The sequence below is a fragment of the Staphylococcus sp. GDY8P45P genome, assembly GCF_017892745.1.
In the GTDB taxonomy this organism is placed as follows: domain Bacteria; phylum Bacillota; class Bacilli; order Staphylococcales; family Staphylococcaceae; genus Staphylococcus; species Staphylococcus cohnii.
Genome location: NZ_JAESLS010000006.1, coordinates 198,566 through 220,973, shown reverse-complemented (window position 1 = coordinate 220,973; position 22,408 = coordinate 198,566). Strand labels below are relative to the sequence as shown.

Here is a 22,408-nt window from a genome sequence, read left to right as displayed (position 1 = left end):
TCCTTTTAGTTATTATAATATGTATAGGTATAAATTAATGCTCAATTAAGAAGATTTATGTATAAAAAGGAGGTTAGACGACTTGCATAGTTGCATATTGATATATACATTAAAATAAATGTATTTATCAATGATTGCATGTTATGTCGTCTAAAACCTCCTATAAATATTAAAATTTCAGTTTTTATTAATTAATCATTTAATTTTCTTAGTGCTGAAACGATTTCTCTTTTTGAATCTTCAACTTCACTTGTTTGCTTAATTACTTTTGCTGGTGTTCCAGCAACTACAGATCCAGCAGGGACATCTTGCGTAACGATTGCACCAGCTGCAACAATAGAACCTTCACCAACACGAACACCTTCAAGAATCACTGCATTTGCACCAATGAGTACGTCATCTTCAATGACCACTGGTGATGCACTAGGCGGTTCAATTACACCAGCTAATACTGCACCAGCTCCAACATGGACGTTTTTGCCCGTAGTAGCACGACCGCCAAGTGTTGCGTTCATGTCTACCATTGTTCCTTCACCAACTACAGCACCGATGTTGATAGTAGCACCCATCATAATTACTGCGCCATCTTCAATAGTAGCTTGTTCACGAATAAATGCACCAGGTTCAATACGTGCATTAGTATTGGTTAAGTCTTTTAATGGAATTGCTGAATTACGACGGTCCATCTCAACTTCTAATTCATCAATCACTGATTGATTATTTTCATAAAATTGCTTCCAATCATCCGCTTCACAAAAGATTACTTTAGAATCAGAACCACCAAACACTTTAAAGCTGTCAGGGAACGTTACTTTGTCAAACTGACCATTCACATAAACTTTAAGTGGTGTAGATTTCTTTGCATCACTTATATATTGAATAATTTCTTCTGCCGTTAAATGTTGTACCATAATTTAATTCGCTCCTTAAAAGTTATAAATTATCAAATGTATAAAATTCATTTGATTTATTAATTAATTTTTCTGCTGCACCAATCGCTCCATTAGCAAAAATATCTTTTGATTGAGCGCGGTGGGTGATTTCTATTGTTTCATCAGTACCTGCAAATAAAACATCATGTTCCCCAACAATCGTACCACCACGTATTGAGTGAATACCAATTTCATCTTGGGAACGCTTTTCATTTATTTCATGTCTGTCGTAAACTGGTGTTGTCTTTTCACGTAAAGACTCAATTACATCATAAAGTTTTACTAATGTACCACTAGGCGCGTCCACTTTTTTATTATGATGTGCTTCTGTAAGTTCAATGTCAAAATCTTGAAGTAGGGGAACAGCAGCTTCCAAAATTTTAGTTAATGCGTGAACCCCATAACTCATATTTGCACTGAAAAATACTGGCATTTCACTACTTAATTCTTTTAATTTTGCAATAATTTTTTCTTTTTCTCCAGTTGTTGCGATAACTAATGGCAAATTAAATTCATCGTCTAACAAAGGCAACAATAACTCTGGATTTGAAAAATCAATTGCGACATCAGCATCTTTAACGTCTGAAATACTTTGGTACGTTGGATAAGGATATGATTTTGAGGAATTAGGTACAATCACACCTTCAATTTGATGTCCTTTTTCTTCAGCTAATCTTGCTACCCGTTGATTCATGGCTCCATAGCCTATTAAAACAATCTTCATGTATTGTCACCTGCTTTAAATTGTTCGTATGCTTGCTCTAACGTTTGACGTTCTGCATCTTGAAGCTTCACTAATGGGAGGCGTACTTCATAATTACCAAACCCTTCAACCGCTGTTAATGCTTTGATTGGAATAGGATTGACATCAACAGCTAATGCATCTAATAGTGTTTGAATTGGTTGAAATTGTGAATTGATATCTTTTCCACTTTGTTTTGCTTCGAATAAAGACTGGAACGCATTAGGAATTACATTTGCTGCAACAGAAATGACACCGTGACCACCTTTTTCAAAATAATCAACCACATTATCATCATTACCGCTGTACAAAGCAAAGTTATTTAAATCTAATCGTTTTTTCAATTCATCCATATATTCAAAATCATTAGTAGCATCTTTTATCGCTACAATATATTCATTATCACTTAATGTTTCAACTGTTTCTGGATTAATAGTCATGTTCGTACGTGAAGGTACATTATACAAAATGACAGGTAATTTTACTGCGTTAGCTATAGTTGTAAAATGTTCAATCAATCCACGTTGATTTGTTTTATTATAGTAGGGCGTAATCAACATAATACCATCTGCACCAATTTCTCTCGCACGTACTGAAGATTGGATAGATTTTTGAGTATTATTTGTACCCGTTCCAGCGATAACTGGCACTTTACCATCTACATAATTAACAACTGTCTCCAACACTTGATCTTTTTCTTCATCTGTTAAAGTAGGATTTTCGGCTGTTGTACCATTAACCACAATACATTTCGCATTATTTTCTAATAAATATTTTACATGTCTTCTAAGCGCATTTAAATCAACTTCATTGTGTGTAAACGGTGTTGTTAGAGCAACACCTACACCTTCAAAAATATGTCCCATTTTATTTTACTCCTTTCAAACTCATTACTTGTTCTAGAACTTGTACTGCATTTAAAGCCGCACCTTTTAGTAAATTGTCTGAAGTACACCAAACATGGAAAGTATTATCTAATGAATCATCTCGACGAATTCTACCAACAAAAATTTCATCTTTGCCAGTAGCGTTAACCGCCAATGGATATTCATTTTGTTCTGGATTATCAATAAGTACAACGCGTTGATCATTGTCAAAGAGTTGCTGAATCGCTTGAACTGAACTTTCACTTTCAAGCGTAACGCTCATATGTACACTGTGACTATCTTGAACAGGTACACGTACACAAGTTGCTGTTACTTTTAAATTATCATCTTTTAAAATTTTTCTAGTCTCATCAATCATTTTTTGTTCTTCTTTTGTATACCCATTTTCTAAAAAACTATCAATATGTGGCAACACATTATTATAGATAGGGTGAGGGTATGCTTCCGGGTCTTTACCATTCGCACCTTCAGATAAGTCTTGTCTACCTTTTATACCAGAACCTGAAACTGCTTGATATGTTGTATAAGCTACACGCTCTAGGCCAAATGCTTCTTGTAATACTTTTAAAGGTACAACTGATTGAATAGTAGAGCAATTTGGATTAGCGATAATCTTTCTGTTTAAAACAGGTTCATTAACTTCAGGTACAATTAAATCAATGTCATCTGCCATTCTCCATTGACTAGAATTATCAATAACAATGGCACCAGCTTGTTCAAAAATAGGGGAGAAGTGGGCACTTGTACTTCCACCGGCACTCATTAAAACATAATCATAATGTTCACTTGCAGCCTCTTCAGTTAATTCTTTAACAGTATACGTTCTGCCTTGGAATTCAATTTCTTCTCCTGCTGAACGTGCTGAAGAAAACAATACTAATTCATCAAACGGTACATTTTTACGATCTAATGTTTCTAACATTTTTCTTCCTACTAAACCAGTTGCGCCTGCTATTGCTAATTTTGTCATAGAATATACACTCCATTTTCATTTTTATAAGTTTTTAAAAATTAATTATATTTAGAAAATTCAGATATCAAAAGTTTGATATAAAGCATGAACTGCACGTTCACCATTTTCGGAATCTATTACACATGAAATACTAATTTCTGATGTGGTGGTTTGATAAAAAGCAATATCATTTTCAATCAATGTAATAAATGCTTTTGAAGCAACACCAGACATATCTCGCATACCAGAACCAATTAATGAAAGTTTAACGTATCCTTCGTTAATCTTGAAGTCTAATGCATTAAATCTTTCTTTTAACACATCTAAGATGTTTGTTATTTGAACAGCATCTGTATCTTTTATCGTAAAAGACATTTGCAACCCTTCCAAATTAATAATTTGAGAAATCATATCCACATTGACTGATCCTTCTTCTAAATGATTGAATAAATCCGTCAATAATCTATTGTCCGGTAGGGGATAACTAATTGTAACGTGTAACATGTGTGTATCTAATGCTACACCAGTAACTGCTTTTTTTTCTAATAATTCTGCTTGTGACATAATCCATGTTCCTTTCACATTTGATAAAGTTCTTCCTAAATACAGTGGGATGTTATAATTATTTGCTAACTCCACACTTCTAGTTTCAAGTACACCTGCACCTAAAGCACTCATCTCCATCATTTCCTCATAAGATACATATGCTAATCGTTTCGCATCTTTGTAAACCCTTGGATCTGTCGCATATACACCATCTACATCAGTATATATCTCACAAGTTGTTTGATTACTTGCAGCTAAAGCTACAGCAGTCGTGTCTGAGCCGCCACGACCTAAGGTAGTTATTTCTAATTCATCATTAATACCTTGAAACCCTGCTATCACTAGTACATCATTGTTTTCAAAAGCTTGTTCAAATGTACTAGGATTGATTTCAGCAATTTTACTTTTCAAATGATGCCCAACCGTTTTAATTCCTGCTTGATATCCAGTCATCGCTTTTGCGTTTACACCGATATCATTTAATACCATCGACAAATAGGAAACGGTCTGTTGTTCACCGGTTGTTAATAGCAAGGCTAATTCTTGATCTTTAGGTGTCGTAGTAAGCGTTGAAACATTAGCCATAAGCTCATCTGTTGTTTTTCCCATTGCACTAACGACAACGATAAGTTGTTCGCCTTCATCAACTCTTGTTTTTAACATGCCTGCTATATTTTTAATTTTAGTAAAATCACTTACGGAAGAACCTCCAAATTTCAAAACACTTCTTTCCAATTCCATATCCTCCTCATTTGATAGGGGAGAATCACAGTGATATAAAAAAAGAACAAGTCCGGAATGCGAACCTGTTCTATAATTTATATACAAGTGATGCACTCCATTATTTTAAAATAATGACAGACTCTTAGCTCTTAACCATAAAGTCCAACTTGTTATAAGCTGCTATTATAACTGTTTCGGCATCTCACCCTTTCAAAATTAGCTGCTAGCAGACAGGTTCTTCTAAAATTTACTAATGATTGATGCGCCTCATCAAAACTTATTTAATTTTGTTTATGAATCATATTATACATATGCTTATATGTACTGTAAACCGCTTTTACAAAGTTTTTTAAATTTACTGAAAAATCAAACCGTTTTATTAACGTTTTGCTAAATAAGTGTAATTATATATATTAAAATTTAAATATCCAAATGTATGAACTATTAATTTAAAATTCTTCATAAGTGGCCGGATCTTGGTCTTTACGTCTGCCATCTGTACGTGTTAATGCATTGATTTTCTCAATATCATTACTATCAAGATAAAAGTCAAAAATATCCATATTTTGCAGTTGTCTTGATACAGTTGTAGATTTCGGAATAGGCACAACACCATTTTGAATATGCCATTTTAATATAACTTGAGGAATTGTTTTATTATGTTTTTTAGCAATTTCGACCAGATTTTCATCATCAATAACACTAGAAGCACGACCTAATGGGCTCCATGCTTGAGTAACAATTTCTTTGGATGTGTTGTATTGAACTAATGCTTCTTGATTGAAATACGGGTGTAATTCAATTTGGTTTACTGCTGGCAGAACACCAGTTTCTTGTTGTAGTGTTTCGATATGTTCTGGTAAAAAATTACACACACCAATCGATTTTATTAAGCCCGCTTTTTGTGCTGCAATCATTGCTTGCCAAGCTTCAACATATTTACCTTGTTTAGGATTAGGCCAGTGAATTAAATATAAATCAAGATACTCAACACCTAAGCGATAAATTGATTCCTGAATTGCAGTCAGTGCATCGTCGTAAGATTGATAACGTCCAGGCAATTTTGAAGTAATCATAATTTGATCTCGTGAAACACTGCTCATCTCGATTGCTTTACCAACTGTTCCTTCATTCTCATAATTATAAGCTGTATCTAACAAACGATAACCTTGTTCTAATGCATTCACAATTGCATGTGCACCATGCGCACCATTTAACTTATATGTACCAAACCCAATTTGAGGAATCACTTGTCCATCTAACATATTTAACTGTTCCATTTACATACCTCCATAACGATATATGTCTTTGATTATATAATGCATAACCATTTATGCCTAATATTTAGTCTTCATAGGGGAGAAGACTATAAACAAAAAAAGCTGAGATAAATCAATATCTCAGCTTCAGAACATAGACGAACCCTTTGCATTAAGTTGCGAAGGGTTTGTCTATTGTCTATTTATATAGCTTTTTCAAAATAGTAGGGGTATTTCATACCATTATTGGCCATTTTACTAACCATATTGCCATTTTTTAAAGATTCGTGGTAACACAAATTATCATGGTATGCATAGAAACTTTGTCATGGCGACTATATTTCGTTCATCGCATACCATGTGTTCTTTTATATCGCCAAATCTTCTCTCAATTGTTTGACTTCGCAAATTATATTGTTTCTTTACAGTATCAACAATACTTTTCAATTTGGGAGAGAAAAGTATCTTTTTTCACAATTTCTTTGATTGTTTGTCACATTGATTTGAGACAAAATATTCTCTGAATTAATAGTGTTTTTAGTGTGATATTGGCAGTAATTTGGGCCGACTCCTGCGGGAAGAGCACTAGCCGAAGACTACAGGCAAAGGCAGTGCCCGCGGAAAGCGTGCACAAAAAAACTGCCAACAAAGTCGTAGACTTTGTCGACAGTCTGAGCTTATATATTAATATCTCAGCTTTAACATATGATTTCATCCATTGATGGTATTTTTCATATATGCTTAATAACGCTATTTGCTATCTAATTTACCATTGAAATATGCAATACTTTTAATCTATGTGTTGACTAATATACTTCTATATTTTTAATGGTCTTATTTATTTAATACGCCAGTTTCCTGTAAATAAGCTTCATAAGATATTTCTTTTGATAAACCGCCAGTAGGATTTAAGTCAATTACTCGGTTCGCGATTGTGTTGATAAATTCAAAGTCATACGACGTGAAAATCATTGAACCTTTGAAATTTTTCAAACCATCGTTTACTGCAGTAATACTTTCTAAATCTAAGTGGTTTGTTGGTTCATCTAGTAATAGAACATTCGCACTAGATAACATCATTTTACTTAACATACAACGCACTTTTTCTCCACCAGATAAAACACTCGCTTTTTTCTTAACTTCTTCACCACTAAATAACATGCGGCCTAAGAAGCCTCTTAAGAATGTTTCTGTTTGTTCATCTTCAGGCGCATATTGACGTAACCAATCAACAAGGTTCATATTTACACCTTCGAAGTATTCAGAGTTATCTTTAGGGAAGTAACTACGTGAAGTCGTAACACCCCATTTTACAGTTCCTTCGTCTGGCGTCATTTCACCAGCTAATATTTTGAGTAATGTCGTTTTCGCAATTTCACTATCTCCAATTAAAACTGCTTTATCATTAGGGTTCATTGTAAATGAAATATTATCTAACACTTTATTACCATCTATTGTTTTTGATACATTTTCAACAAATAGTAAATCATTACCAATTTCACGTTCTGGCGTGAATTTCACATATGGGTAACGACGTGAAGAAGGTTGAATATCGTCTAGTTCAATTTTTTCTAGTTGCTTTTTACGGCTTGTTGCTTGTTTAGATTTAGATGCATTTGCAGAGAAACGAGCAACGAAATCTTGCAATTCTTTAATCTTTTCTTCTTTTTTCTTGTTTTGTTCTTGTGCCATTTTCATTGCTAATTGACTTGATTGATACCAAAAATCATAGTTACCTACGTATACTTTTATTTTTCCATAATCTAAGTCTGCAATATGTGTACATACATTATTTAAAAAGTGTCTATCATGTGATACCACAATCACTGTATTTTCAAAATTGATTAAGAAATCTTCTAACCAGCTTATCGCAGGGATATCTAAACCATTGGTCGGTTCATCAAGTAGAAGTACATCAGGTTTACCAAACAAACTTTGGGCTAATAATACTTTTACTTTTTGGTTATTTTCTAATTCAGCCATTTTTTTATCTTGTAAATCTGCAGATATACCTAATCCAGATAATAAAGAACCTGCATCTGCTTCGGCATTCCAGCCGTCCATTTCAGCAAATTCACCTTCTAATTCTGCAGCTCTGATACCGTCTTCATCACTGAAATCCGGTTTCATATAAATTTCATCTTTTTCTTTCATTACTTCATATAGACGTTCATGTCCTTTAATGACAACATCAATCACACGTTCTTCTTCATATGCAAAGTGATCCTGTTTTAAGATTGCTAAACGTTCGTCTTTCCCCATAGATACATGACCTGATTGAGCATCCAACTCGCCAGATAAAATCTTTAAAAATGTCGATTTTCCAGCACCATTAGCTCCAATCAAACCATAACAATTTCCTTCTGTAAATTTAATATTTACATCTTCGAATAATTTACGATCACCAAATCGTAAACTCACATCAGTAACTTGTAACATGCATTTGCTCCTTTACGTTAATCTACCGGACAAATTATAACACACTTAAGAGGGAGTTTCGACCATTCACAATGAGTTGATGCTTGTTTCTTTATGGCATGTTATAATAGATAAGAATAAATTTAAGTACGAAGGAGAACAGTATGGCCCAAGAAGAGAAAAATATTGTAGGTTCCATTGAATTTCTTGAAGTTGTTGGATTAGAAGGATCTACTTACAAGTTACAAGGACCAAACGGAGAAGAAGTTAAACTCAATCAATCAGAAGTTAATGAAGAAGATAATTTAATCATAGGCGAGGAATATAGCTTTTTCATTTATCCTAATAGATCTGGCGCATTGTTTGCTACACAAAATATGCCAGACATTACAACTAGCAAATATGATTTTGTGAAAGTTTTAAAAACCGATCGAGATGGTGCACACGTTGATGTAGGTCTTCCAAGGGAAGTTTTAATCCCGTGGATTGATTTACCAAAAGTAAAAGATGTATGGCCAATACAAGGTGATGAATTATTAGTTACTTTACGTATTGATAGCGAAAACAACATGTTTGCTCGTCTAGCAACTGAAACAATTGTTGATTCAATGTACACACCAGTAAACGATGATACATTACAGAATAAAGTTATCGAAGCAAGACCATACAGAGTTTTAAGAATCGGAAGCTTCATGCTATCCAAAGATGGTCATAAAATATTCGTCCATGAGTCTGAACGTAAATCGGAACCTCGCTTAGGTGAAAAGCTAGAAGTTCGAATTATAGGGCATAATGAAAAAGGGGAACTCAACGGTTCGTTTTTACCATTTGCACATGAAAGACTTGACGAAGATGGTCAACATATATTTAATTTACTTGTAGAATATGATGGCGAATTGCCGTTTTGGGACAAATCAAATCCTGAAGCTATTAAAGAAGTATTTAATATGAGTAAAGGCGCATTTAAACGTGCGATTGGTCATTTATATAAAAACAAAATTATAACAATTGAAACTGGCAAAATCGCGTTAACTAATAAAGGTTGGAGCAGAGTTGAAGACTAGTTCTTTCTATAAAAAATAGTGTTTAAATATTTATAATTTTATCCTGTACTACATAAATCAACATGTAGGACAGGATTTTTTTGTTTTTATATTACAAATCATGCGCTTTTTGTAATATTCATTTTTTCACAAATGTTGTCATATCAAGGTTTGTTCAAAAGTTTAAGCCATAGATCCTACCATTGTGAATTTTGTAAACAAGGTCAATAAATACTTAACAAAACATTTACATTAACTATATTTGTATTTAATAAAAGGTGTGTAGTATAGGAACTGTAAGAAATACATATAACTTTTGGGTTATTCACTTATTAGGAGGATGTTTCAATGAAAAAATGGCAATTATTTGGTACTACTGTAATCGGTGCTTCACTTTTATTAGGAGCTTGTGGCGGCGGAAATAGCGATTCTGGTAAAGGAAGTGGAGAAGTTAAAGGTGACGGTTCATCTACTGTAGGTCCAATCATTGAAAAATTAAATGAAAAATTTGCTAAAGATAATTCAGATGTAACTGTATCAAATGGTACATCGGGAACTGGTGGTGGATTTGAAAAATTCATTTCAGGCAGCACTGATTTCTCAAATGCATCTAGACCTATAAAAGATGAAGAAAAGAAAAAATTAGATGATAAAGGCATTAAATATGATGAATTTAAAGTTGCACAAGATGGTGTAACAATTACAGTAAATAAAGAAAATGACTTTGTAGATGAACTTACGAAAGAGCAATTAAGAGAAATCTACTCAGGCAAAGCAAAAACATGGAAAGACGTTAATTCAAAATGGCCAGATAAAGAAATTAAAGCATTCTCTCCTGACCAATCACACGGTACTTACGATTTCTTCTCTGAAGAAATTATGGACAAAAAAGATATCAAAGCAGAGAAAAATGCTGACACAAATACAATAGTCCAATCAGTAGAGAAAAACAAAGACAGTGTCGGTTACTTTGGTTATAACTTCTATAAACAAAATAAAGACAAATTAAAAGAAGTTAAAATCAAAGATGAAAATGGTCAATTAACAGAACCAACTAAGAAAACAATCCAAGATGGTTCTTACGCATTAAGCAGACCACTTTATATCTACACTAACGAGAAAAAATTAAAAGATAATGAAGGATTCCAAGACTTCATGAAATTTGTCATGAAGGATAAAGGAAAATCAGCTGAAGAAGCAGGATTTGTTGCCTTACCTGAAAAAGATTACACAGAACAACAAAGTAAATTAAAAGACATCATTGGTAAAGATAGCGACAAAAAAGACAGCAAAAAAGAAGATAAATAAACATAATAGCAATTTTTAAAGTTGGGATTCAGGAAGTAGGTAGACAAAACGCATTATTAAATTTATCTATCTACTTCCAAGTTCAATTTATCTAGCGTTTAACAATATAGTGAAAATCGCTATGTTGCTAAACGCTAGATGAAGAACAGTCCCAACTTTATTTTAAATATTGGGAGTCTATACGAAAGAAGGGTATTTACATGGCTAATCAGAATACTTCTGTTAGTGAAATGATTGCTAAAAATAACGGCAAGAAAAAAGGCATTAGCGATAAAATTGTACCGATCATTCTGGGAATCATTGCAATTTGCTCAATCTTAGCAACAGTAGGGATTATCGTTACATTATTAACAGAAACCATTACATTTTTTACACGTGTTCCAATAACTGAGTTTTTATTTTCTAAAGAATGGAATCCATTCTCATCAAAACCACAATATGGTATTTGGGCATTAATTTTAGGTACGCTTAAAATTACAGCTATTGCAACAATCGTTGCTGTTCCTCTTGGTTTAGGAGCTGCTTTATATTTAAGTGAATATGCTTCTACAAGAGTGAGAAAAATAATAAAACCTATATTAGAAATATTGTCTGGGATACCAACAATTGTTTTCGGCTTTTTCGCTTTAACATTTGTTACCCCTGTACTTCGTTCAATATTTCCTGAGTTAGGCAGCTTTAACTCAATTAGTCCTGGTATTGTCGTAGGCGTTATGATTATTCCGTTGATTTCAAGTATGAGTGAAGATGCTATGTCATCAGTGCCAAACAAAATACGTGAAGGTGCACTTGGTTTAGGTGCAACAAAATTTGAAGTTGCAACAAAAGTAATATTACCAGCCGCTACTTCAGGTATTATGGCGTCTATCGTATTAGCTATTTCTCGTGCAATCGGAGAAACGATGATCGTATCACTCGCTGCAGGTAGTACACCTAGTTCCTCATTAGATTTAACTGGGTCAATCCAAACTATGACAGGATATATTGTACAAGTGGCAACAGGAGATGCGACATTTGGCTCTGATATCTATTACAGTATCTATGCTGTTGGTTTCACATTATTCTTATTCACACTTGTGATGAATTTAATTTCACAATGGATTACGAAACGCTTTAGAGAGGAGTATTAATATGGGAGAGACAAATACTAAAGCGCTTGTTAATCAACAAAAAGTTGAAAAAAAACTTTCCAGTAGATTAGCAACAAATAAATTCAATAAATGGGCATTTTTTACATGTACTTTAGTAGCCTTACTTTTTCTAGCAGCTCTAATCATAGACACACTCATTAAAGGTGCAGGACATTTAACACCGTCATTCTTCAGTAATTTCTCGTCCTCAACACCTTCAATGGCAGGTGTGAAAGGTGGTTTAATCGGTACAATTTGGTTGATGATTACAATCATACCCATTTCAATTGTATTAGGTGTAGGTACAGCAATTTATTTAGAGGAATATGCCAAAGATAATGCATTTACAAGTTTTATTAAAGTCAGTATTTCAAACTTAGCCGGCGTGCCTTCAGTGGTTTTTGGTTTACTTGGACTCACTATTTTTGTAAGAGGTATGGGGATAGAAGCACTTGCTTTAAGTAACTCAGTACTTGCAGCAGCATTAACCATGTCGTTACTAATCTTACCAGTCATTATTGTCGCAAGCCAGGAAGCTATCAGATCTGTGCCAAATTCGGTTAGAGAAGCTTCATATGGCTTAGGTGGAAATAAATGGCAAACAATACGTCGAGTTGTATTACCAGCAGCTATTCCAGGTATACTAACAGGTTTCATTCTAGCATTATCACGTGCATTAGGTGAAACTGCACCGCTCATACTAATCGGTATACCGACCGTTTTATTAAGTTTACCTTCAAGTGTATTCGACCAATTCCAAGCATTACCTATGTCGATTTACAATTGGGCAAAACTTCCACAAGATGAATTCCAAAATGTTGCGTCTGCCGGTATCATTGTCTTGCTAGTCATTTTACTGCTAATGAACGCAATTGCGATATTTTTGAGAAACAAATACAGTAAAAAATATTAATGTTATTTCAAAATCAAATTTAATTAAACGGTTATTTTGGGGAGAAATTATAAATTTATAGTTTGAAAATAACCGTAAAAGGAGTTTTAATTATGGCTAAAGATACAATTAAAGAAGAAAAAACAAAAATAGCGGAACATACGAATCAAAATTCAGTACCAATTGCATCCATTGATAGAAACACAGATAACAAAGAACATAAAATTCCTGATAGTGAGAAAAAAATTGTCTATTCTACAAAAAATCTAGATTTATGGTACGGCGATAATCATGCTTTAAAAAACATAAATCTAGATATCTTAGAAAATAATGTCACTGCTATTATAGGGCCATCAGGTTGCGGTAAATCTACTTATATCAAAGCATTAAATAGAATGGTGGAACTTGTACCATCTGTTAAAACAGCAGGTAAAATCATTTACCGTGATCAAAATATTTTCGACGAAAAATATTCAGTTGAAAAATTAAGAACAAATGTCGGAATGGTGTTCCAACAACCCAACCCATTTCCAAAATCAATATATGATAATATCACATACGGACCTAAAATACATGGTATTAAAAACAAAAAGATTCTTGATGAAATTGTAGAAAAATCTTTACGTGGCGCTGCAATATGGGATGAATTAAAAGACCGCTTAGATACAAACGCATATAGCTTATCAGGTGGCCAACAACAGCGTGTTTGTATTGCACGTACATTAGCAATTGAACCAGATGTTATTTTAATGGATGAACCAACATCTGCGTTAGATCCAATTTCAACGTTAAAAGTTGAAGAGCTCGTACAAGAACTAAAAGAAAAATATTCGATCATTATCGTTACACATAATATGCAACAAGCTGCGCGTGTATCTGATAAAACAGCATTTTTCCTTAACGGTTATGTAAATGAATACGACGACACTGATAAAATCTTCTCTAACCCATCTGATAAACAAACAGAAGATTATATCTCTGGTCGTTTCGGTTAATATATGGTTATTAGAGAGAAATATGAAGGCCAATTAGACGCATTAATGAAAGATTTACGTCGACTTGGCCTTCACGTATATTATAATATTGAATATGGATTAAAATCGTTAAGTGAAGAGGATAGAAATTATGCGCGGGAAACAATTGCGAACGATAAAGACATCAATGCCTTAGAAACAGAAATAAATGAAAAAGTAATTATGTTAATTACTAAACAACAGCCCATCGCTACTGATTTAAGGTTGATGATGGCTGCATTAAAAATCGCTTCTGATTTTGAAAGAATTGGTGATAATGCTGCAAATATTGCAGAAATTAGATTACGCGCTAAAATCACCGATGAATACGTGCTTACAAGATTGAACACAATGGGTAAACTTGCATTATTAATGTTAAAAGATTTAGATGATGCAGTAAAAAGAGACGATGTTACCTTGATTAAGGAAATTATTGAACGTGACGAAGATATTGATGATTTATATAAAAATATTGTTAATACAACTTATTTAATAGATAATGATCCTTTTGTTGCAGGACAAGCACATCTAGCAGCCAGACATTTGGAACGCATCGGTGACCACATCAGCAATGTTGCAGAAAGTATTTTTTACTTTGTCACAGGTGAACGTTACGAATCATATGACTAAAATACAAAAGCACGGTGTCGAGATAAGCTACATCCAGTTGTAAAACAGGGCTTGCTTATTTTATCGACATCGTGCTTTTTTAAGATATGTCTTTATTTATATTTATTAGTGTTGATGATTGTCTGCTTCAATTTCATCTGTAAGCTGCTCCAGCTCATCTACCAATTTACCTATATATGCAATTGTAGATTTTAATGGTTGATCAGTGCGAATATCAATACCAGCCAATTGAGCTAATTCAGTAGGTGATTGACTGCCACCTGCTTGCAATGTTTTTAACCAATCACTCACAGCAGGTTGTCCTTCTTGCTGAATACGTTGTGACATAACTGTACCTATTGTTAAGCCAGCAGAATACGTATACGAATATAATCCCATATAATAATGTGGTTGTCTCATCCATGTAAGCTCTGAACCTTTAGTAAACTTAACACTTTCTCCAAAAAATTGAGTGTAGACATCCAACATAATTCGATTTAATAATGGCGCAGTCAGCGATTCGCCATTATCAACTTTTTTATAAACTTCGCGTTGATACGCTGCTTCTAGTAAATGCGTTACCATATTGTGATAATACGTTCTAGAAACGATAGAACCTATAACCCAACGCTTAAATTGAGCATCGCTGCTATTTTCGAATAAATAATTCGCCATTAACATCTCATTCATTGTCGATGGTGCCTCTACAAAATACATGGATGGTTCTGATTCCAAATAATTTTGGTAACTTTGTGCTAACGTAAAATGGCCAGCGTGTCCTAACTCATGTGCTAAAACAAATGTCTCAGTCATTTTACCAGTCCAAGAAATAAATATATACGAATGTGTAGCATATGGACTTGCACAATACGCACCAGTATCTTTGCCTTTGTTCTGAGCAAAATCTATCCATCTATCTTGATAAGCTGTTTCAACCATATTCAAATAATTTTTACCTAATACATTTAATGCGCCATAAATATATTTTTTAGAATCTTCAATAGAGATATCTGGTTCGTAATTAGGATCTATAGATATCTTTAAATCTTCAAAATGCATGACTTCTAAGCCATGAACACGTTTAATCAATTTCGCATATTTTTGCATAATAGGCGCTAAATTGCTCATAATAACATCAATTTGACGGTCAAACATATCTCGAGTAATTTCTTGATCTTGTAATAGGTAATCAATTACAGAATCATAACCACGTAAATCTGCTTCAATTTTTTCTTGTTGTACTTGCATATTATATGTAGCAGCAGTTGTATGTTGATACTTATTTAATGCATCGCTAAATTTTTTGAAACTAATCCTTCTAAATGCTTCTTCTGGATGATCTTCATATTCATTTTCAAAGGTAGCATAATCTAAAGGATATGTTTTACCGTTATATTCAAACGAATCAAAATCTATATCTAACATCTTCGTTATACCATATAGTTCAAAAGGACGTTCAAACACTGATGATAAACTTGCTAATGTTTTTTCAACTTCAGGACTAAGTTGATACGGTTTACTTTCTTTTAATTTTTTTAAATAATGTGGGTATTTAGATGTTGAAATAAAATGATTGAATACCTCATCAGAAAGTTCCAATATTTCTGATTCAACAAATGATAGTTCACTCGCAATTTTTCCATAAGTATTTGAAAATTTAGCACTTAATGTTTGTGCTTGTTCATTTGACGTATCAACACTTAATCTCAATTCTGCATAATTTGCCATTTTATCTAATTGGACCAGTATATCAGAATATACAGCTAATGCTTTTTCAATAATAGTAGGATTATCCAATTGATGAACATAATTTTCATTAAATGTTTTTGCAGCTGCTGTGGTGTTATCTAAAGTTTGATAAAATGCTTCATCTGATGAAAATAGAGCTGAAATATCCCAAGTTGTTTCAGCTGAAACTTCATTTCTAAGTGGTAAAGTATCTGCCATTTAATCACTCCTAATCATGTATAATAATTTCATGTTTAATTATACATGAAATTACCTGGTAAGATACAATTGTGCGTTTATAGACCAAACCCGCGTAAGAAAACAAGTTATCTAATTGTATAAAGAATGTTAATTTGACGTGATTAATGCAATATTTTAATATGTTATTATACTACTCAAGATGGATATGATATATAATTTCATTTAGTATTATTGTTATAATGACAAATATGCCGATTTTTATAAGGAGCGCTATAAATGACTATTTTTGATTTACCTAATTTTTTATGGATTACAGTAGTAGCTGTTATAGTAGTTACATTATTCTGTACACTTGTTTTAAATAAATGGTTTGCAGCTGCAATTTTAACATTTGTTATATTAGCTATTGCTGCATTCTTAATACCTAATTTTGAAAATATTACTTACGAGCCTTTATTAGGTTTTGCTGCATTTATGGCGGTATTAAGTTTAATCATGAGCTTTTTAATTTGGTACTTTACGCGTGACTTCAGACGTAAACGTCGAGAAAAAAAGGCATTAAAAGAAATGAAAAAACGTGGTATCTCGCCTGAAGACGAAGCACATGAATTTAAAAGAAAAAAATAATTGTTAAAAGTAACATCGGAATAAAAATGCAAAGCTCATTGTTTCATCTACCAATATTGAAAGTCCCCAGACACATTTTGTCTCAGGGACTTTTTATTTTTATTATACTGCTAACAATAATACAAAATTTATTATTGACCCTGACGTTCCGTTAAGCATTATAGTCATTTTATGAGGAGGTAAGATAAATGCAAATGACGGTTAAACAAATAGCCAATTTAGTAGGTATTAGTGTGCGTACGTTACATTACTATGATGAAATTAATTTATTAAATCCAACGAAACTGTCCAAGTCAGGATATCGGCTATATTCAGAAACAGACCTAGATAAATTACAGCAAATTTTATTTTTTAGAGAACTCGACTTTTCTCTTAAAAAAATAAAATCAATTATTGATAGCCCGTCTTTCGATAGACAAGAAGCATTAAAAATACACAAGCAATTACTTATTGAAAGACAAAACCGTACCGATCAAATGATTCAAACAATTGATCAAACATTACGTCATATGAGAGGAGAAATAGCAATGACCAATGAAGAAAAATTCGAAGGCTTTAATTTTGATAATTTATCTAAAAGCTATGACGAAGAAGCACGTAAAAAGTGGGGTGATAGCACTATTATAAAAGCTAACCAGCATATTAACTCATGGTCAGACAAAGAAAAAGTTCTAAAAACAAATGAAATGAATGATATCTTTTCAACTTTCGCCAATTTAAAAAGTCAGCCACCAGAATCTGTCGAGGTCCAGTCAAACGTACAAAAATGGTATGATTATTTAAATTCAAACTTAAATTTTAATTACACATTAGATATTTTTGAGTGTTTAGGTGAAATGTATGTCGAAGACGAACGATTCAAAGTAAATATTGATAAATTTGGAACAGGCACTGCTCAATTCATTAAAGACTCAATAGATGTTTATGTAAAAAACAAACAATAATGATATGCCTTTATTAAATCAAAAAAATTACGATTTGATAAAGGCATATATTTTATGTAAAGTTATCAGTTATATTTTCAGCATCAATGAATAAAGCTGTAGAGTTCATATAATGATTAATAGATTATAGTAAATACTTAATAGACTAATACGTATCGTTACATATTTAAGATACAATGCAAATAATTATATATAATGAATACATAGTGACTTAATAATTTCAGTTATTAAAGTAGATAACGAATAATCTAATTTAAACTGCAAGTAAGATATGAAATTGGTTATTCAAAAAAGCTAACGAAAACAAATTAAAACAAACGTAAATAGCATAAAGATTATATGATAGGTCCCTTATATCGAAACACACATAACTTCCTATAATATATATTATGTAAACTAAAATGTTAATTTATATATGTATGCTGATTTATCTATTAATTTATAAAAGTATAAAGTTCATCGTATGATAAATCCTTAATTAATTTAACCAAAACTTAAGATACAAATACAAAATTGATAATCACATCTTATTGCATTCATGTGAACATCACTATATGTATTCTACCTTTTTCTTAACCATCCTCAACGTGTATTTACAGTAATCTAACTGACAATAACATTATCATAAATCAATTTTTGGCTCATTTGCAATCATGTTTACATAGATACACAAAAGCAAAGTTCAACGTTCAGAAATCAACTTCTCAGCGTTTCAAATGAGATGTTTTTTTAAAAGTAATTATAGTTTCTATTAATTATAAGAGTATTACTATCAGATAACATTTATAACAATCCTTACTTAACTATGGTTTAAAAATAAGCATATATAATTATAGGTTTACATAACATAAATAACGTTAACTAAATGATTGTCTTATATAACATAAAAAAATCAATAGTATTGAGATAAAAGTAAAATCTCAATACTATTGATCGAAAATTTTATTTTAATTATCTTTGTATAAATAATCTCTTGTCATTGGCAGTTCATTATTGACGCCTTTTGTGATTAAAAACTGGTGCAAATCAGAAACGCCACATGTAAAGTTTGCCGCACATGCATTTAAATACAAACGCCACATTCTTATAAACCTCTCATCAAATTGCTCTCGTACTTTATCTAGATTTGCTTCAAAATTCTCTGCCCAGTTGCGTAAAGTTAAAGTGTAATGCCTTCTTAAACTTTCTACATCTACAATTTTTATGTTATTTTGTGACATATTGTCAACTAACGCTCTTATAGAAGGAATTGCACCTCCGGGAAAGATATATTTAGTGAGAAAGTCGTTACCTTCTACTTCAACAAGTCCAGTAATACAATGCAATAAGGCCACACCGCCATCGTTCAATAACTTATGTGTATTTTCCATGAATATAGGAATATGATCATGTCCAACATGTTCTAACATGCCTACACTTACAATACGATCAAACGTTCTTTTTTCATTAATAAGTTCTCTATAATCCATTAACTTAACATCCACTTGACCGATCAAACCTTCAGCTTTAATACGTTCTTTTGTTTTGATATATTGTTCTTTACTTAATGTAATACCTAATGTTTGGACATTGTATTGTTTTGCAGCTTCAATAATAAGATGTCCCCATCCAGATCCAATATCTAATAAGCTTTGTCCAGACTGTAAATTTAGCTTTTTTAATATATGGTTAATCTTGTTAACTTGAGCTGTATATAACGAATCTTCTTTCGTTTTAAAATATGCACAAGAATAATTCATCGTTTTATCTAACCATAAGCGATAAAAATCGTTACCTAAATCATAATGAAATGAAGCATTTTCTTTAGCAATTTTTTTATTGTTTTTATATTTTTTACGAGATTGTACATATTTTTTCTTAGGTTTATTAATAAAACTTTTTTGTTGTGAAAAGATGGACGCCATAATAAATTCTAAATCACCACTGACTTCAATATTCTTATCCATATAGCCTTCTGCTAATGCAATCATCGGATTTGCTTTTAACAGTTTTTTATTTAACGGTCTATTGAAAGTCAAATGAAATTTAGCAATTCCGTCATTATAATGTACGGTTGAACCATCCCAAAATGTTACATTAAACGGCTCAGTTGCTAAATTTTTTAATAGTTTTTATAAATTGATTTTTGAATCGAAATTCCCACTGATCATACACTCCTAAAACGAATACTTAATTTTCAAACCCTATATATTATAGATTGGACCTAAATATTTATTAAATCAAACAAAACAGGTTACTTTGTTATTCGTTTTTGTTAACATAATAATATTATTATTTACTAAAGTGTTGAATACTTTCATTTTGGGTAAATATTATTGAGATTGGAGTGAAAAACATGCAACAAAAATCAGGTATTAAATGGTCCAGTTTATTAATAGGTGTTTTCTTCTTGATTATAGGCGTTTTTATCATTAGTTTTCCTGAAGAAAATTTATTTGCCATTACTTGGTTAATTGGTATTTTATTTATAATTAATGGCTTCATTGAAATTTTTGTAAGGCGTATTATGAAACAAGCCACGCAAAATGGTTCGAGTTTACTTATTATCTTAGGTATTATCAACATCATTATTGGTATACTTATATTATTTAATGTAGTAACAAGTACAACATTTATTGTTTATTTATTTGCCATATGGTTTATTATTAATGCACTTTTGAATATGTTTACGATTACGTCAGCAGAAGGTGCAAACAAACGATTTCATATGGTATCTATTATATTAAACATAATAGAAATTATATTTGGTGTCATTTTATTGTTTAATCCATTGATAGCTGCCGTTGTTATCGCTGTATTTATGAGTGCAGTTTTCTTTATTATTGGAATAACTTATCTCATAGACGCTTTACGTTAATTGTTTTCAAAAAGATATTCTTAATATATTAGAAATATTTCTTAAACCTAACATTTTTGAATAATATTATTTATTAATTTACTATCCTGTTTATATAATAAAATGATATTGCACTTCTGATTAGTGAGATATATACTAAAAATGTGGAAAACAACCAGAATTGACATCGCATGATAATCCACGCAAAGGGAGTGGGACAGAAATCTGATTTTATTAAAAAGATTCTGTCCTACGTGAAATGAGGTTGGGCGAATCCATTATATCTCAACCTCTTTTGAACATAAGAAAGCATACTGGCTTAGGGCTTATATACCAGTATGCTTTCTTTTTATTTTTTAATTTTTTTTCTAATATTGTTAAGCGTATTGAATAACTTATACTTCGTTTTTTTGATTGGTTTATAAAAATCACCAATTAATTCTTCGATTTGTACGCCGAAACCTCGTTTAAATCGATAAACACCATAGTCTTCACTATTTTCAGTGAAGTCACCAGATAAGCCATAGAAATTGTAACGACCATATCCATGATCAAAACAATAATTAATCATAAACCAATGCATCATATAAGGTCCCATGTATTGATTGTATTTTTCAGATGACCCACCTGAGAAATAATTCACTTCATACGCATTAGCAAAATATACGCCTGCTGCAAGATTCAAGATAGAGCCATCTGTCTGTCTTAATTCACTCGCATGTAATAATTCTTTTTTATCATGCTCAATTTGTTTATCGATTTCAGCAATTTTTTTCAATTGCTTATCAGATTTATTTTCATTTTGCATCATTTGATCCCTACGCGCTTCTTTTTCATTAATACTTTCTTGCGTATTCGTAATATATTCATCTAAATCAATATAAGCTAGAGGAATTAAAGCTTTATCCCCATAATTATCTATGAAATTATAGAAATATTCATCCGTTTTTGATACAAAACCAGCTCGTTTTTCAGTTTCACGATAGAGTGATAAAAAGATGTCAAATTCATCTCTTTCTAAAAATCTTACTTTCACGCCAAAATTAATCGCTTTATTAATATTTCGTTTTCTTTGGCTATCAAATTGTTTTTTTAATGATGCTGGTGATTTACCATCTAAATTAAGTACACCCATCCATCTAACTTGACTTGATGTATCATATTCTGTTGTAAAACCATGATGCGTATATCCATGTGATTTAAATAAATTAACAAGCGCATCATTTTCTTGATAATCAGGCATTGGATTAATATCTTTATCATAAATTTGGTATATCCAATAAGGATCCATTTTCACATATAAACAATTTTGTTTTTGAAGGTAAGTATCTAATTCACGTAAATAGAAATCAACTAAACCTAAATCATTATAATCCATGACTGGACCACGGTTTGAATAATATACATAGCTACCCATAGTTGGGATTTTAGAGAAAAGACTAGCTGCGATAACTTGATTATCATCATCTTTTAAGCCTAATAAAACAACTTGAAAACCATCTTCTTCTCTAGTAGCTATATTTTCCTTTACTTGAAAGTAATGACTCTCTAAAGCTGGATTTTGTACAAAATTGTCATATTCTTTGACAGTTAACTCTGTAAATTTCATTATAGCTAG

18 protein-coding genes, 1 pseudogene and 1 riboswitch are annotated in these 22,408 nt (G+C 32.0%); of the genes and pseudogenes, 9 read left to right on the top strand and 10 right to left on the bottom strand.

From position 1 onward, the window contains the following. Positions 1–191: 191 nt before the first annotated feature. From dapD to KA873_RS05700, 7 genes are all read right to left on the bottom strand, one after another. On the bottom strand, positions 192–911 hold the full coding sequence (dapD, locus tag KA873_RS05730) for a 2,3,4,5-tetrahydropyridine-2,6-dicarboxylate N-acetyltransferase (protein WP_107383933.1): 720 nt from the start codon (positions 909–911) through the stop codon (positions 192–194). A 22-nt stretch (positions 912–933) separates the two neighbouring features. Further along, positions 934–1,656 carry a 4-hydroxy-tetrahydrodipicolinate reductase gene (gene dapB, locus KA873_RS05725; RefSeq protein WP_107383934.1) on the bottom strand — a complete coding sequence of 241 codons (723 nt, stop codon included), beginning with the start codon at positions 1,654–1,656 and terminating at the stop codon, positions 934–936. Then, a complete protein-coding gene (gene dapA / locus KA873_RS05720; protein WP_107504826.1) occupies positions 1,653–2,540 on the bottom strand; it encodes a 4-hydroxy-tetrahydrodipicolinate synthase in 888 nt (295 codons plus the stop codon). The genes dapB and dapA overlap by 4 nt, the downstream gene beginning before the upstream one ends. A gap of 1 nt (position 2,541) precedes the next feature. Continuing rightward, on the bottom strand, positions 2,542–3,531 hold the full coding sequence (locus tag KA873_RS05715) for an aspartate-semialdehyde dehydrogenase (protein WP_107504827.1): 990 nt from the start codon (positions 3,529–3,531) through the stop codon (positions 2,542–2,544). 60 nt (positions 3,532–3,591) lie between these two features. Continuing rightward, on the bottom strand, positions 3,592–4,800 hold the full coding sequence (locus tag KA873_RS05710) for an aspartate kinase (RefSeq protein ID WP_107383937.1): 1,209 nt from the start codon (positions 4,798–4,800) through the stop codon (positions 3,592–3,594). An 82-nt stretch (positions 4,801–4,882) separates the two neighbouring features. Beyond that, positions 4,883–5,061, bottom strand: a riboswitch (Lysine riboswitch). 170 nt (positions 5,062–5,231) lie between these two features. Then, positions 5,232–6,062 (bottom strand): aldo/keto reductase, encoded by an 831-nt coding sequence (locus KA873_RS05705; protein ID WP_107504828.1) that lies wholly within the window; start codon positions 6,060–6,062, stop codon positions 5,232–5,234. A gap of 813 nt (positions 6,063–6,875) precedes the next feature. Further along, positions 6,876–8,480: an ABC-F family ATP-binding cassette domain-containing protein gene (locus KA873_RS05700; protein WP_019468776.1), complete on the bottom strand. Its 1,605-nt coding sequence runs from the start codon at positions 8,478–8,480 to the stop codon at positions 6,876–6,878. A gap of 143 nt (positions 8,481–8,623) precedes the next feature. Between KA873_RS05700 and KA873_RS05695 the strand changes: the two genes are divergently transcribed. From KA873_RS05695 to phoU, 6 genes are all read left to right on the top strand, one after another. After that, positions 8,624–9,523 (top strand): CvfB family protein, encoded by a 900-nt coding sequence (locus KA873_RS05695; protein ID WP_107383939.1) that lies wholly within the window; start codon positions 8,624–8,626, stop codon positions 9,521–9,523. 327 nt (positions 9,524–9,850) lie between these two features. Further along, complete coding sequence (locus tag KA873_RS05690) at positions 9,851–10,810, top strand: PstS family phosphate ABC transporter substrate-binding protein (protein ID WP_107383940.1); 960 nt, start codon at positions 9,851–9,853, stop codon at positions 10,808–10,810. Positions 10,811–11,010: 200 nt separating this feature from the next. Beyond that, positions 11,011–11,940 carry a phosphate ABC transporter permease subunit PstC gene (pstC, locus tag KA873_RS05685; protein ID WP_210140186.1) on the top strand — a complete coding sequence of 310 codons (930 nt, stop codon included), beginning with the start codon at positions 11,011–11,013 and terminating at the stop codon, positions 11,938–11,940. Between the two features lies 1 nt (position 11,941). After that, entirely contained in the window at positions 11,942–12,853 is a 912-nt protein-coding gene (gene pstA, locus KA873_RS05680; RefSeq protein WP_107383942.1) for a phosphate ABC transporter permease PstA, read from the top strand. 92 nt (positions 12,854–12,945) lie between these two features. After that, on the top strand, positions 12,946–13,827 hold the full coding sequence (pstB, locus tag KA873_RS05675; RefSeq protein WP_107383943.1) for a phosphate ABC transporter ATP-binding protein PstB: 882 nt from the start codon (positions 12,946–12,948) through the stop codon (positions 13,825–13,827). A gap of 3 nt (positions 13,828–13,830) precedes the next feature. Continuing rightward, the gene (gene phoU / locus KA873_RS05670) at positions 13,831–14,475 is read left to right on the top strand and encodes a phosphate signaling complex protein PhoU (RefSeq protein ID WP_019468770.1); all 645 of its coding nucleotides are present in this window, start codon (positions 13,831–13,833) and stop codon (positions 14,473–14,475) included. A gap of 105 nt (positions 14,476–14,580) precedes the next feature. On the opposite strand, the gene pepF is transcribed toward phoU, so the two are convergent. Beyond that, positions 14,581–16,401, bottom strand: a complete 1,821-nt coding sequence (gene pepF, locus KA873_RS05665; protein ID WP_107385783.1) for an oligoendopeptidase F — start codon at positions 16,399–16,401, stop codon at positions 14,581–14,583. Positions 16,402–16,659: 258 nt separating this feature from the next. Between pepF and KA873_RS05660 the strand changes: the two genes are divergently transcribed. Beyond that, on the top strand, positions 16,660–17,010 hold the full coding sequence (locus KA873_RS05660) for a hypothetical protein (protein ID WP_107383945.1): 351 nt from the start codon (positions 16,660–16,662) through the stop codon (positions 17,008–17,010). Positions 17,011–17,198: 188 nt separating this feature from the next. Further along, entirely contained in the window at positions 17,199–17,954 is a 756-nt protein-coding gene (locus KA873_RS05655; protein ID WP_107385782.1) for a MerR family transcriptional regulator, read from the top strand. A gap of 947 nt (positions 17,955–18,901) precedes the next feature. Here KA873_RS05655 and KA873_RS05650 read toward each other — a convergent pair. Next, positions 18,902–20,065 (bottom strand): annotated as a pseudogene (locus tag KA873_RS05650) (class I SAM-dependent methyltransferase); the annotation flags it as partial. 224 nt (positions 20,066–20,289) lie between these two features. On the opposite strand from KA873_RS05650, the gene KA873_RS05645 reads away from it, so the two are divergent. Further along, a complete protein-coding gene (locus tag KA873_RS05645) occupies positions 20,290–20,811 on the top strand; it encodes a DUF308 domain-containing protein (RefSeq protein WP_107385325.1) in 522 nt (173 codons plus the stop codon). A gap of 328 nt (positions 20,812–21,139) precedes the next feature. On the opposite strand, the gene KA873_RS05640 is transcribed toward KA873_RS05645, so the two are convergent. Beyond that, complete coding sequence (locus tag KA873_RS05640) at positions 21,140–22,399, bottom strand: aminoacyltransferase (protein WP_107385324.1); 1,260 nt, start codon at positions 22,397–22,399, stop codon at positions 21,140–21,142. Positions 22,400–22,408 lie beyond the last annotated feature (9 nt).

Excerpts from the sequence above, each read along its gene's own strand:
- dapD (WP_107383933.1), bottom strand. The coding sequence starts at position 911 with ATGGTACAACATTTAACGGCAGAAGAAATTATTCAATATATAAGTGAT.
- KA873_RS05645 (WP_107385325.1), top strand. The coding sequence starts at position 20,290 with ATGCAACAAAAATCAGGTATTAAATGGTCCAGTTTATTAATAGGTGTT.
- dapB (WP_107383934.1), bottom strand. The coding sequence starts at position 1,656 with ATGAAGATTGTTTTAATAGGCTATGGAGCCATGAATCAACGGGTAGCA.
- KA873_RS05710 (WP_107383937.1), bottom strand. The coding sequence starts at position 4,800 with ATGGAATTGGAAAGAAGTGTTTTGAAATTTGGAGGTTCTTCCGTAAGT.
- KA873_RS05655 (WP_107385782.1), top strand. The coding sequence starts at position 17,199 with ATGCAAATGACGGTTAAACAAATAGCCAATTTAGTAGGTATTAGTGTG.
- pstB (WP_107383943.1), top strand. The coding sequence starts at position 12,946 with ATGGCTAAAGATACAATTAAAGAAGAAAAAACAAAAATAGCGGAACAT.
- phoU (WP_019468770.1), top strand. The coding sequence starts at position 13,831 with ATGGTTATTAGAGAGAAATATGAAGGCCAATTAGACGCATTAATGAAA.
- KA873_RS05715 (WP_107504827.1), bottom strand. The coding sequence starts at position 3,531 with ATGACAAAATTAGCAATAGCAGGCGCAACTGGTTTAGTAGGAAGAAAA.
- KA873_RS05695 (WP_107383939.1), top strand. The coding sequence starts at position 8,624 with ATGGCCCAAGAAGAGAAAAATATTGTAGGTTCCATTGAATTTCTTGAA.
- dapA (WP_107504826.1), bottom strand. The coding sequence starts at position 2,540 with ATGGGACATATTTTTGAAGGTGTAGGTGTTGCTCTAACAACACCGTTT.
- pepF (WP_107385783.1), bottom strand. The coding sequence starts at position 16,401 with ATGGCAGATACTTTACCACTTAGAAATGAAGTTTCAGCTGAAACAACT.
- pstC (WP_210140186.1), top strand. The coding sequence starts at position 11,011 with ATGGCTAATCAGAATACTTCTGTTAGTGAAATGATTGCTAAAAATAAC.
- KA873_RS05700 (WP_019468776.1), bottom strand. The coding sequence starts at position 8,480 with ATGTTACAAGTTACTGATGTGAGTTTACGATTTGGTGATCGTAAATTA.
- KA873_RS05705 (WP_107504828.1), bottom strand. The coding sequence starts at position 6,062 with ATGGAACAGTTAAATATGTTAGATGGACAAGTGATTCCTCAAATTGGG.
- pstA (WP_107383942.1), top strand. The coding sequence starts at position 11,942 with ATGGGAGAGACAAATACTAAAGCGCTTGTTAATCAACAAAAAGTTGAA.
- KA873_RS05640 (WP_107385324.1), bottom strand. The coding sequence starts at position 22,399 with ATGAAATTTACAGAGTTAACTGTCAAAGAATATGACAATTTTGTACAA.
- KA873_RS05690 (WP_107383940.1), top strand. The coding sequence starts at position 9,851 with ATGAAAAAATGGCAATTATTTGGTACTACTGTAATCGGTGCTTCACTT.
- KA873_RS05660 (WP_107383945.1), top strand. The coding sequence starts at position 16,660 with ATGACTATTTTTGATTTACCTAATTTTTTATGGATTACAGTAGTAGCT.